Raw genomic sequence first — 12,143 nt, 5'->3', positions numbered from 1 at the left:
AGGCTGTGGACAGGATTTCCACCGCACCGTCGCCGACTGTTCGGCCGAATGCCACCGCGTGCACACCGCACGGGTCTTCCGTCGGCCCGCCGGTTCTGGAACACTCCTGTCGTTTTCGCCCTTATGTTTCCTCACCCCACAGAGGCCCCACTCATGGCAGAACTCAACCGTCGCCGCCTCCTGCAGCTCGCTGGAGGCACGGTCGCCTTCAGCGCGTTGTCGAGCAGCATCGCCCGTGCCGCCTCGCTGCCCGCGAAGGGCCGTACCGGCACGCTCCAGGACGTGGAGCACATCGTGGTGCTGATGCAGGAGAACCGTTCCTTCGATCACTACTTCGGCACCATGAGGGGTGTGCGCGGCTTCGGTGATCCGCGTCCGGTCACGCTGCCCAGCGGGAAGCCGGTCTGGCACCAGAAGGACGGACTCGGCAAGGAGGTGCTGCCGTTCCGGCCCCCCGCCGACGACCTCGGGCTGCAGTTCCTCCAGGATCTGAACCACGACTGGGCCGGCGGTCACCGGGCGATGAACAAGGGCGCGTACGACCAGTGGGTGCCGGCCAAGACGGCCACGACGATGGCCCACCTCACACGCGCAGACATCCCGTTCCACTACGCCCTCGCCGACGCGTTCACCGTCTGCGACGCATATCACTGCTCGTTCCTCGGCTCGACCGACCCGAACCGCTACTACCTGTGGAGCGGGTACACCGGCAACGACAAAACCGGCGGCGGCCCCGTGCTCGGCAACGACGAGGCGGGGTACGGCTGGAAGACCTATCCCGAGCGGCTGGAGGAGGCCGGGGTGTCGTGGAAGGTCTACCAGGACATCGGCGACGGGCTCGACGCCGCCGGTTCCTGGGGGTGGATCGACGACGCGTACCGGGGGACGTACGGCGACAACTCGCTCCTCTACTTCAACAATTATCGCAACGCCAAGCCCGGCGACCCCCTCTTCGACAAGGCGCGCACCGGTACCGACGTCAAGAACGGCGACGGGCTCCTCGACGACCTGAAGGCCGATGTCCGGGCCGGTACGCTCCCCAAGATCTCCTGGGTCGTCTCGCCCGAGGCCTACAGCGAGCACCCCAACTGGCCCGCGAACTACGGAGCCTGGTACATCTCACAGGTGCTGGACGCGCTGACCTCCAACCCCGAGGTCTGGGGCCGGACCGCCCTCTTCATCACCTACGACGAGAACGACGGATTCTTCGACCATGTCGTGCCGCCGTTCGTGCCGTCGGGCGCGGCGCAGGGACTGTCGACCGTGGACACCTCGGCCGACCACTTCCCCGGCGACGTCCGGTACGCGGCCGGGCCGTACGGGCTCGGCCAGCGCGTGCCCATGACGGTCGTGTCCCCCTGGAGCACCGGCGGGTTCGCGTGCTCGGAGGTCTTCGACCACACCTCCGTCATCCGGTTCATGGAGAAGCGCTTCGGCGTGCGCGAGCCCAACATCTCGCCCTGGCGGCGGGCCGTCTGCGGTGACCTCACCTCGGCATTCGACTTCAGCCGCACGGATGCCGCACCGGCCGAGCTGCCCTCCACGGACGGATACGCGCCGCCGGACGGGGCCCGGCACCCCGACTACGTACCGGTACCGCCGGTCTCCGGCCGTGTGCCGAAGCAGGAGACCGGCACCCGGCCCACCCGGCCGCTGCGGTACGCGCCCCTCGTGGACGGAGCGGCCGACCCCGGGGCCGGGAAGTACCGGCTCACCTTCAGTGGGGGCGACGCGGCCGGGGCGCAGTTCCTGGTGACGTCGCCGAACCGGGGCGACGGGCCCTGGACCTACACCACCGAGGCGGGCAAGTCGGTCTCCGACAGCTGGAACACGGCCTACTCCGGCGGAGTGACCGACCTCACCGTGCACGGTCCGAACGGGTTCCTGCGCGGCTTCCGTGGGCCCGGCAAGGCGGCCGGACCGGAGGTGACGGCGCGTCACAACCCGGCCAGTGGTGCCCTCGACCTGACCCTCACCCACACCGGTTCGGGGACCGTCCAGCTGACCGTGCGCAACGCGGACGCGTACGGCGGGGGCGCGCAGACCTTCGCCGTGCGGGCGGGCGCCACCGTGAAGCACACCGTTGACCTGCGGGGGAGCAAGCGCTGGTACGACGTCACGGTGGTGTCGGACGCGGACGCCACGTTCCTGCGCCGGTTCGCCGGACACGTCGAGACGGGCGAGGCCGGCACGAGCGACCCGGGCCTCGTCACCGGCTGACCGGCCGCCCCGGCGCCGTAACCGGCAGCCGGCGCGGAGTGTCGGGGGCGCACGGGCCGGGCCGGCCCGGCCCTGTGCGTTCCTGACTGCCCGTCGGCTGATTGGGCCCGGCGTGTCGGAGGGTGCCGCCGCGGTGCGTTAGGGTTTTTGCCGGGTCATGAGTTCCAGTGCGCAGCCCCGGCTTGCTGGACGGCACCCCGCTCCGCTGCGGGTGCTCCGGGTGACGACCTGCCCCGTGCGCGAGGTACGGGGAACAGCGGACCGCGGTGCAGAGCGCTCGGGGTCCATCATCCCCGGGAGGCGGGAATCACCATGCTGCGTCATCTCACCGAGCACGGCTCCGTGCGGAGCGAGGACTGCGACCGGTACGCCGCAGGCCATCAAGTGCACTGGATCCATGCCAAGAAGTGCCGGCAGGAGCCCGGTCAGGCCGTTGAGATACTGCTGACCGCCGGTGATGTCCGGGACGATGGGTGGGTCGAGCTGCGTGCCGCGTTCGACTGCGCGGGCAGCCTTCCTAGGGTGTGGACGCACGCTCCCGACGGGCTGCGGGAATCGCTCGCCGGTCACCGGGGGCGCGTGTACTGGCTCGCCCGGTGGCATGCGCTCAAGCTCGTCGACGGTGCCGACCGGGTCGCCGGACTCGTCAACGTCGCCTTGGAGAGCGGCGAGTTGTGCGGAGACCTGGCTTCCGGACGCTCGTAGCCGAGTGCGGCGGCTGCCGTCCCCGGGTGGAGACGGGGCTTCGACGGGGTGATCAATTGTCGTGACTTGTCAGCCTGTTGCTTCATTCGGGGCGCACAATTGATCGCCATTGACCGCTGTGGCGTCACATAACATCCTTATAGTGGACGTGCGTTGATCGCACGATCGTGACGCGTGACGTGTTCGCCACAGAAGTCAGGACGATGACGCGCCCATCCTCCACAGAGCCCGAGTCCGCCTCGCCCCCTCCAAAGTGCCCCGCGCACGCGGGGACGGGGGCCGTGCCCCTCAGCGGGCCCTCGTTCCAGACCGAGCCGCAGGCCGTCTACCGCGCCATGCGGCGGGACCACGGGCCGGTCGTCCCCGTCGAGCTGCCGGGCGGATTCCCCGCCTGGCTGGTCATCGGGTACCGCGAGCTCCATCAGGTCACCAGCGACGGTGAGTTGTTCCCCCGCGATGTCGGACTGTGGAACCAGTGGGAGCACATCCCCGACGACTGGCCGCTGCTGCCCATGGTCGGACGACCGCTGCCGTCCATCTACTTCAGCGCCGGGGACGAGCACCGGCGGCACGCGCGGATGGTCGGACCCGCCCTCGAAGGGGCCGACCCGTTCGAGATCCGCCGCCACAGCGAGCAGCTGGCCGACCGGCTGATCGACGCCGTGTGCAGCCGGGGCGCCGCCGACCTCGTCGCCGACTTCTGCGAACCCCTTCCCGTGCTCGTCCTCGCACGGCTGGTCGGCTTCCCCGACGACGAGGGCGCCGGCATCGCCCGGGTGCTGAAGGACCTGGCCGACGGCGGTCCGGGCGCGCAGGAGGCCCACCTGCGTTTCGGGGAGCACATGACACGGCTGGTCGCCGCGAAGCGTGCCGAGCCCGGCGACGACGTCACCTCGCGGATGCTCGCCTCCCCCGAGGCCTTCACCGACGAGGAGTACATGCTCGACCTGATGGCCATCACGGCCGCCGGGCACCTCACCACCGCCGACTGGATCAGCAACTCGCTGCGGCTGATGCTCACCGAGGACGAGTTCGCGCACTCGATGGCGGGCGGCCGGCGCAGTGTGGGCGAGACCATGAACGAGGTGCTCTGGGAGGACGCGCCGACCCAGATCCTCGCCGGACGCTGGGCCGCCCGGGACACCCGGCTCGGCGGACATTCGATCGCGGCGGGGGACATGCTGCTGCTCGGGCTCGGCGCGGCCAACACCGATCCGCTGATCCGGCAGAGCCTGTCCGGCGGCGGCCCCTGCGCCCAAGGGGGCAACGGCGCGCATCTCGCCTTCAGCCACGGCGAGTACCGGTGCCCTTTCCCGGCCCAGGAGATCGCGGAGACCATCGCGCGCACCGGCATCGAGGTGCTGCTCGACCGGCTGCCCGATCTGGAGCTACGGGTCCCCGTCCCGGACCTCGTGCGACGGCCCTCCGCGTTCCTGCGCGGGACCACCTCGCTCCCCGTTCGGTTCACCCCCGTTCGTACGACAGGAGACCTCTCGTGAACTGCCCTCACGCCGCCGCGCACGCCGCCGCCCCGAGCGTCGCGACCGTCGTCATCGACCCCATGGTCCAGGACCTGGACGGCGAGACGGCGAGGCTGCGCGAAGCCGGCCGGCTCGCCCGGATCGAGCTGCTCGGCGTACCGGCCAGGACCGTCACCCGCTATGACGACGCCCGCCGGCTCCTGGTCGATCCGAGGCTGGTGAAGGACCTCGACGCCTGGGGGCTGTGGCAGAGCGGCGAGGTGACGCACGCGTGGCCGCTCATCGGGATGATCGACGCCGGGCGGTCCATGTTCACCGTGGACGGCGCCGAGCACCGGCGGCTGCGGACCAAGACCTCGCAGGCGCTCACCCCGCGCCGCTTGGAGGCCATCAGGCCCGACATCGAGAAGTTCACCCAGGAACTGCTGGACGCGCTCGCGGAGGGCGGCAGGGACGGGGCCGTCGTCGACCTCAAATCGGTGTTCGCGCAGCCGCTGCCGATGCGGGTCGTCGGGATGCTGATGGGCGTGGACCCCGCCGAGAACGCGATGCTGACCAGGCAGTACAAGGCCTTCTTCTCGATGCTCACCCCGCAGGACGAACGCCTCGCCCTCCTCGCCGAGCTGGACGTCTTCTACGCCGGACTCGTCCGCGAGAAGGCCGCACGGCCCACCGACGACCTGACCTCCGCGCTGATCCTGGCCGACGAGGGCGGCGAGCCGCTCACCGAGGAAGAGGTGGTGGGCAACCTCAAGGCGATGGTCGCGGCCGGCCACGAGACCACCATCGGCCTCATACTCAACGCGGTTCGAGCACTCCTGGCCCACCCGGACCAGCTGCGGATGGTCCTGGAGGGGGAGGTCTCCTGGGAGACCGTGATCGAGGAGACGCTGCGGTGGGACACCCCGACCACCCATCTGCTGATGCGGTTCGCCACCGAGGACATCCAGGTGGGTGACGACGTCATAGCCAAGGGCGAGGGCGTGGTCATCTCGTACCGGGTGATCGGCCGGGACCTCGAGCAGCACGGCGCCGACGCGGACGCCTTCGACATCACCCGCCCCACCCCCATCCGGCACATGACGTTCGGCCACGGGCCGCACATCTGCCCCGGCGCGGCGCTCTCCCGCGTCGAGGCGGGGATAGCCCTGCCCGCCCTCTTCGCCCGGTTCCCCGCCCTGCGACTCGCGGTGCCGGACGCGGACATCCGCAAGCTCCCGGTGATGACCCAGAACGACATGGAGGCCTTCCCGGTACTGCTCGACGCCTGAGTCCGGGCCGGGGACGGAGCCGGTGGCCGTCCGGACGGCCGGAGCCGCGCGCGTACCCCCGAGGCCATGAAGATCCGCTTCGGAGTGCTCGGAGGCGGAACTGCTGTCCCGGCAGAACCGAGCGCCTCGGGCATATCGTTGCGACAGGTACGGGCGGCCGCCACGTCGGGCGGCGGCGGCTGGACAGTGAGTCGAAGCGCTTCGACGGGGCTATGGACACGCTGTGTGTGCGGGTCTAGGGTCGCACTGTCCGTGCACGTCAGAGGCAGCAGAAGGAAGTCGAAGCGCTTCGTCTCGGTTGTGGCTGCCGGTGCAGGCCGGTATGCGTGCCGGTGTCCGACGTCGTTCTGTGATGGAGAGCTGAATGGTCACCCTTGCCGAGGTCGCGCAGCACGCCGGAGTCTCCGCCAGCACGGTGAGCTACGTCCTCAGCGGGAAGCGGTCCATCTCGGCCCCCACCCGCGAGCGGGTCGAGCTGTCCATCAAGGAGCTCGGCTACCACCCCAACGCGGGTGCGCGGGCGCTCGCCAGCAGCCGGTCGAACATCATCGCGCTCATGGTGCCGCTGCGCACCGACATGTACGTCCCCGTGATGATGGAGATCGCCATCGCCGTCGCGACGACGGCCCGCACCCACGGCTACGACGTCCTGCTGCTGACCGGTGAGGAGGGTCCCGCCGCGGTACGCCGGATCGCCGGCAGCTCGCTCGCCGACGCCATGATCCTGATGGACGTCGAACTGCACGACGAACGGCTGCCGCTGCTGCGCGAGACCGACCGCGCCGCCGTGCTCATCGGGCTGCCCGCCGACACCGAGGGGCTCACCTGCGTGGACCTCGACTTCGAGGCGACCGGGGCGCTCTGTGTGGAGCACCTGGCCGGCCTCGGGCACCGTGAGATCGCGGTGATCGGTGAGGCGGCGGCGGTGTACGAGCGGCACACCGGATTCGCCGAACGCACCGTCGACGGGGTGCGGGCCAAGGCGCGCGAGGCCGGGGTTCGGGTTCTGCACCGGCCCTGCGAGGGCGGTTATCCGGCGATGGCCCAGACCCTGTCGCGGATATTCGACGAGCGCCCCGGCACCACGGGCTTCATCGTGCAGAACGAGTCGGCGGTCGAGCCGCTGCTCAACCTCCTGCGGCAGCAGGGCCGGGCGGTGCCCGAGGACGTGTCCGTGGTCGCGATCTGCCCCGAGCAGGTAGCCGCCCAGGCATCGGTGCGGCTGACCTCGGTGGCCATCCCCGCGCAGGAGATGGGGCGCCGCTCCGTCGAACAGGTCGTCGCCAAGCTCTCCGGCCGGGGCGCCGACGAAACGGAGCTGCTGGCGCCGGAGCTGACGGTACGGGAGAGCACGGGACCCGCACCGAGGTGACGCCGCACGACGCCTGCGCGCACGAGCCGGCCCCCGCGAGGGGGACCGGCTCCCGGTGTGCGCGGTTCAGCTCGCCGAGACGCCGAAGCCGTTGGTGGTGAAGTCCAGGCCGCCGGCGGACGAGGTGATCTCGTAGCCGAACTGGACGTCACCGATGGTCTCGTCACCCCACCAGCCCTTGGTGTCCTTGATCCACTTCAGGATGGGCAGGATGTTCACCGAACCCGCTGTGGAGTCCGAGGTGCGCAGGAACGAGAAGACCTGGTTCGCTCCGTTGTCGCCCTTGTACACGGTCCAGGAGTGGCCGCCGAGCGTCACCGTTCCCTGCGAGGTGCCGAGCGGACCGACGGCGCCGTTGTAGTTGACCCAGAGCATGACCTCGTAGTCGTAGTCGGTGTCCCAGATGTCGTACGAGGTGTTGTACGCACCGGACGACGGGACGGTGACGTTGTAGTCGCTGGTGAGCGACGACAGCGAGGTGATCGACTTTCCGACGACCTTCTTGGCGTTCGGGTACGACTTGATGCCGCCGGTGTTCGGGTGATCGGCCGAGACGCCCCACTTCGAGGACGAGTCGGCCCAGATGGACTGCGAACCCGCTCCGGAACCCCAGATGTTGTTGTACAGGGTGTATCCGTCGTCGGTCGTGTAGTTGCCCCACTGGTCCGACGAGGACCAGATGGCGGCCTGGGCGGGGGCGGCTGCGAAGGCGAGCAGAGCCGCCGCTGCCGTCGCCGGGACCGTGACGAACCTGCTGAGCGTGCGGGTGCGTGTTGCCATGGTTGTCCCTTCCATGGGGGGATGTGGGGGAGTGCTACCGCGGCCCCAGACGGAGGACGCGGTCCACGCCGGCCGTCAGCTCCAGGGGAGCCGAGGCGAGTCCGGCGGAGGAATCGGTGAACGCGCTGCGGCTTCCCGTGCGGACATCGACACGGGCGGCGCGTGTGGGGCGCAGCACCGCGGTCGCGGTCCCGTCGGCGGACCAGCGAAGGTTCAGGACCGCGCCGAACCTGGTACGTATGCCCCGCAGTTCACCGCTCGGGCAGCCGGTGAGCGGCGCGGGCAGCAGGACCAGCCGGTGGGGCGTCGACTGGACGAGCGACTCGATCACCGCGGCGGGCAGCGCGTGGGCGGCGTCCGCGTTGTAGACGTCGCGCCCCGGATAGTGCGCGCTCATCAGGGAGTCGTGGAAGAAGTCGCCCGAGAGCACGGCGTTCAGCGCGGCGGAGGCCCGCGCCCCGTCCCGCAGCCGCGCGGCGACCAGCGCGTGGTGCAGATGTCCGTGGGCGGAGTCGTTCTCCGAGCCCCGCAGCTCCAGCGCTCGATGCGCGGCGGCCGCCAGCTCCGGGGTGTCGTACGGGTTGACCGCGTCCAGCGGCCACACCGGGTAGAGGTGGCTGAGGTGGCGGTGGTCGTAGTTCTCCTCCAGCCCCGGCCACGCCCATTCGGCGAGCGCGCCGTCCGCGTTGACGGCGAACTCCGGCAGCCGCGCCGCCAGGTCGCGTCGGCGGGCGGACGCCGGGTGGGCGGGGGAGCGGTCGGCCGGCGCGGTCAGCGCATGACGGGCGGCCGCGAGGTCCATCGTCGCGTTCACCGTCACCCAGCTCGCGTTGGCGGGCCGGTTCTCCGGAGAGTACGAGGGCACCAGGGCGACGGTCCCGTCCGGGGCGGTCCGGGTCAGGAAGTCCTCGTAGAACAGGGCCGCCTCGTGCAGGGCCTCGTCCAGCCGGGGGTCCGGCACCCCGCTGGTCTCGGCGTGTTCGAGCAGCGGTGCCAGGAGCCAGTCCGCACCGGCCGTCCACAGATGCAGCGGGTACGCACGCTGGAAGTGGCGGGTGTGGCCGGACTCGCCGTCCGTGTGGGACGGGGCGACGATCCCGCGCGCCCCGAAGACCGCCCGTGCGTTGTCCCGCCAGTCATCGAGCTGCCCGTACACCAGGGCGGCATGCGCCAGGGACACCTCCGGCAGCGCGGCGGCCGCCGCCGAGGCGATCTGGAGGTTGAGGTTGGCGTTCGTGGTGAACGCCCCCGACCAGGCGGTGTCCCAGTCGCCCGTCCACAGCCCCGTCAGCCGGGGCGGCAGCACACCGGAGGACGAGAGCAAGTGGTAGCGCCCGGCCGCGAACAGCCGCTCCAGGAGCGCCGGGCTGTTCGGCAGACGGGTCAGCTCGCTCCCGGGAAGCGCCCGCTCCGCCGGGTCCGCGTCCAGGGTCAGGGCGGCCCGCTCGAAGGCCGGGCGGTGCAGCGCGAGGTGCCGGCCGAGCAGCGCCTGGTAGTCGCCGTCCGGCAGCGCCGCGTACTCCGCCGCGAGGTCGAGGCCGCCCGCATGGCGCCGCACCCGGGTGAGCACGAGCAGGGACCGGGCCCCCTCGACGCGGATGCCCTCACCGGACACCGACACCTTCCCGCCGTCCGCCCGGACGACGCTCACCCCGGTGTACGCCGCCTCGCTGTCCGGGTAGCCCACCCGCAGCGCCAGCCGGCCGCCGCCGGGGAACAGCGCGGTGCCGCGCCCGATCGCGAGCCGGGCCGGGGCGCCGGGCAGGGCGTGGTCCAGGGTCAGGTCCACCGCGCGCCCCGGGCCGGTCACGCGCTGCACGATCACGTCGTCCGCGCGGGAGACGAAGACCTCGCTGCGCCGGCCCTCGCAGACGGCCGTGATCTCACCCGTGGCGAAGTCGACCGACCGCCGGTAGCCGGACGGGGACACAGGCTCTCCCGGGGCGGAGACGGGGGCCGGGGCGGGACGGATGCGGGTCTGGAACGCCGGGTGGAAGGGCTGGACCCAGACCAGCGGACGCCCGTCCCCGAACCCCTCACCCGCCCCGGTGTCCCCGGCCAGCAGGGCGTCCCGCAGCCGCTCCAGCCGGTCCGCGAGCTCGGGCGGGCGGGTGCGCTCGCTGCCGTTGGGCCGCACCAGCGTGTGGTGGTTGACGACGACCCGGTCGTCGGCCGGGTCCCCGTGGACCATGGCGCCGTGCCGGCCGTTGCCGCCGAGGAAGGCGTCCTCCCAGCGGGCGGCTGGGCGCGGCTCCCAGGTGCCGTCGATGTGTGCGCGGCCGGTCACGGCGCGGCGCTCCTCAGCACGGCCACACCGTGGCGGCCCAGCTCCACCGTCCCCCGCACCGCCCGGCCGGTCAGCAGGTCCGCCAGGTCGCCGGGCACGTTCACGGCGACCGTGCCCCGCCCGTGGTTCAGCAGGAAGAGCAGCTCGCCGCGGCGGACCGCCTCCACCCCGGGGGGCAGCCCCGCCAGCACCGGCTCCGCGCCGGCCTCCCGTGCCACCCCGTCCAGCAGTGCCCGCAGCGCCTCCGGGCCGGGCAGGGTCGACACGTACCAGGCCCGGCCCCGGCGCAGCACCGCGGGCAGCCCGGCCAGCTCGCCGTCGCGGTAGGCGGCCACCACCTCGGTGTCCGGCTCCGCCTCCAGCTCCTCGGACCAGAGCCCGCCCCGGAAGCCGTCGCACTCCACGGCCGCGCCCGCGTCGAGCGGCCACCACTCGTGCAGGGTCCTGATGCCGAAGAGCGCACGCAGCCGTGCGTCCATGCCGCCCGGCCTGATCCGGTCGTCCACGTCCGCGACCCCGCTGAAGAACCCGCAGACCAGCCGCCCGCCGCCGCGGACGTACGCCACGAGGTTGTCGATCGCGGCGTCCGTGAGCAGGTACAGGTGCGGCACGGCCACGACCTTGAACTGGCTCAGATCGGCCTCGGGCCGGGCGAACTCGGTGGCGAACCCGCCCTCCCACAGGGCTCGGTGCCAGCTCCGTACGATCTCGGTGTAGTCCACCAGCGAGGACGGCCTGCCCTCCTGCTCGCCCGCCCACCAGGAGTCCCAGTCGTGCAGGACCGCCACCTCGGCGGCGACACCGCTGCCACTGACGGCCGGACCGAGCAGAGCCAGTTCGGCCCCCAGGCGCTTGATCTCCCGGAAGGTGCGGCCCTGTTCGCCGGCGTGGGTGAGCATGCCGGAGTGGAACTTCTCCGAGCCCTGCCGGGACTGGCGCCACTGGAAGTAACAGACGGCGTCAGCGCCGCGCGCCACCGCCTGGAGCGACCAGAGCCGGTTCAGGCCCTCGGGCTTGGGGTGGTTGACCCCGCGCCAGTTGACCGGCCCCGCGGCCTGCTCCATGAGCATCCACGGACCGGCGGCCTGTGAGCGCGTCATGTCGGCGATCATCGCGTTGTACTGGCCGCCCAGCGGGTCCCGGGGGTCCGGGTAGATGTCGACGGATACGACGTCCTCCTGGGCCGACCAGGCCCAGGCGTCCTGTCCCGACCACAGCGGCATGAAATTGGTCGTCACCGGGATCTGCGGGGTGTGCCGGGCGACGATGTCGCGCTCGGCGGTGTAACACTCCAGCAGCGCGTCGGAGGTGAACCGTCTGAAGTCCAGCACCTGCGCCGGGTTCTTCATGTACTGCGCCGTGCGCGGTGGCAGGATCTCCGTCCACGCGTCGTAGCGCTGGCTCCAGAACGCGGTGCCCCAGGCCTCGTTGAGCGCGTCGAGCGTGTCGTACCGGCCGCGCAGCCAGCGGCGGAAGTGGGCCGCGGTCCCGTCGCACCAGCAGTGCGTGCAGTACTCGTTGTTGATGTGCCAGACGGTGAGCGCCGGGTGGTCCGCGTACCGAGCCGCGAGGTCCTCGGTGAGGGCCGCGGCGTAGCGCCGGTAGACGGGGGAGCTCGCGCAGAACTGCTGACGCGACCCGTACCAGACGATCGAACCGTCCTCCGAGCGCGGCAGGGTCTCGGGGTGCCGCGCCCCCATCCACGGCGGCGGGGAGGCGGTCGGGGTGGCGAGCACGACGCCGATGCCGTGTGCGTGCATCAGATCCATCAGCCGGTCCAGCCAGCCGAACTCCCGAGCGCCGGGGCGTGGTTCGATCTTCGCCCAGGAGAAGACGCCGAGGGTGACGGAGTTGACGCCGGCCTCCTTCATCAGCCGGGCGTCGTCCTCCCACACCTCCTCGGGCCACTGCTCGGGGTTGTAGTCGCCTCCGAAGAGGATGCGGCCGCGGGCCGCGTCACGCAGGGACGGCATGGCGTCTCTCGTTCCTTCTGCTCGTTCGGGTCTTCTGCTGCGAACCCGGCGTAC

Annotated in this window: 8 protein-coding genes and 1 riboswitch; of the genes, 5 read left to right on the top strand and 3 right to left on the bottom strand. The window is 71.5% G+C overall.

Annotated elements, in window-relative coordinates; all coding sequences use genetic code 11:
* Positions 1-153 precede the first annotated feature (153 nt).
* The 5 genes from EDD93_RS36585 (at position 154) to EDD93_RS36565 (ending at position 7,049) form a co-directional block, all read left to right on the top strand.
* Complete coding sequence (locus EDD93_RS36585) at positions 154-2,220, top strand: phosphocholine-specific phospholipase C (RefSeq protein ID WP_123530821.1); 2,067 nt, start codon at positions 154-156, stop codon at positions 2,218-2,220.
* Positions 2,221-2,373: 153 nt separating this feature from the next.
* A riboswitch (SAM riboswitch) is annotated at positions 2,374-2,483 on the top strand.
* 49 nt (positions 2,484-2,532) lie between these two features.
* A complete protein-coding gene (locus EDD93_RS36580; RefSeq protein WP_123530819.1) occupies positions 2,533-2,925 on the top strand; it encodes a hypothetical protein in 393 nt (130 codons plus the stop codon).
* Between the two features lie 203 nt (positions 2,926-3,128).
* Positions 3,129-4,424: a cytochrome P450 gene (locus EDD93_RS36575; RefSeq protein ID WP_123530817.1), complete on the top strand. Its 1,296-nt coding sequence runs from the start codon at positions 3,129-3,131 to the stop codon at positions 4,422-4,424.
* The gene (locus EDD93_RS36570; protein ID WP_123530816.1) at positions 4,421-5,677 is read left to right on the top strand and encodes a cytochrome P450; all 1,257 of its coding nucleotides are present in this window, start codon (positions 4,421-4,423) and stop codon (positions 5,675-5,677) included. Before EDD93_RS36575 ends, EDD93_RS36570 begins: the two co-directional genes overlap by 4 nt.
* Before the next feature lie 364 nt (positions 5,678-6,041).
* Positions 6,042-7,049, top strand: a complete 1,008-nt coding sequence (locus EDD93_RS36565) for a LacI family DNA-binding transcriptional regulator (protein ID WP_123530814.1) — start codon at positions 6,042-6,044, stop codon at positions 7,047-7,049.
* 66 nt (positions 7,050-7,115) lie between these two features.
* Here EDD93_RS36565 and EDD93_RS36560 read toward each other — a convergent pair whose 3' ends face one another.
* From EDD93_RS36560 to EDD93_RS36550, 3 genes are read right to left on the bottom strand one after another with little or no spacing between them, the layout of a single operon-like run.
* A complete protein-coding gene (locus EDD93_RS36560; RefSeq protein WP_123530812.1) occupies positions 7,116-7,829 on the bottom strand; it encodes a GH12 family glycosyl hydrolase domain-containing protein in 714 nt (237 codons plus the stop codon).
* 34 nt (positions 7,830-7,863) lie between these two features.
* Positions 7,864-10,116: a glycosyl hydrolase family 95 catalytic domain-containing protein gene (locus EDD93_RS36555; protein WP_123530810.1), complete on the bottom strand. Its 2,253-nt coding sequence runs from the start codon at positions 10,114-10,116 to the stop codon at positions 7,864-7,866.
* On the bottom strand, positions 10,113-12,089 hold the full coding sequence (locus EDD93_RS36550; RefSeq protein WP_123530809.1) for a beta-galactosidase: 1,977 nt from the start codon (positions 12,087-12,089) through the stop codon (positions 10,113-10,115). The genes EDD93_RS36555 and EDD93_RS36550 overlap by 4 nt, the downstream gene beginning before the upstream one ends.
* Positions 12,090-12,143: the final 54 nt, after the last annotated feature.

The sequence above is a fragment of the Streptomyces sp. 840.1 genome (assembly GCF_003751445.1).
Taxonomy (GTDB): Bacteria; Actinomycetota; Actinomycetes; order Streptomycetales; family Streptomycetaceae; genus Streptomyces.
The sequence above is the reverse complement of the archived record's forward strand: the minus strand, read 5'-3'. Positions and strand labels throughout refer to the sequence as shown.

Bases quoted from the DNA above. Each gene is read 5' to 3' on its own strand.
- EDD93_RS36560 (WP_123530812.1), bottom strand. From the start codon at position 7,829: ATGGCAACACGCACCCGCACGCTCAGCAGGTTCGTCACGGTCCCGGCG.
- EDD93_RS36580 (WP_123530819.1), top strand. From the start codon at position 2,533: ATGCTGCGTCATCTCACCGAGCACGGCTCCGTGCGGAGCGAGGACTGC.
- EDD93_RS36585 (WP_123530821.1), top strand. From the start codon at position 154: ATGGCAGAACTCAACCGTCGCCGCCTCCTGCAGCTCGCTGGAGGCACG.
- EDD93_RS36575 (WP_123530817.1), top strand. From the start codon at position 3,129: ATGACGCGCCCATCCTCCACAGAGCCCGAGTCCGCCTCGCCCCCTCCA.
- EDD93_RS36550 (WP_123530809.1), bottom strand. From the start codon at position 12,089: ATGCCGTCCCTGCGTGACGCGGCCCGCGGCCGCATCCTCTTCGGAGGC.
- EDD93_RS36565 (WP_123530814.1), top strand. From the start codon at position 6,042: ATGGTCACCCTTGCCGAGGTCGCGCAGCACGCCGGAGTCTCCGCCAGC.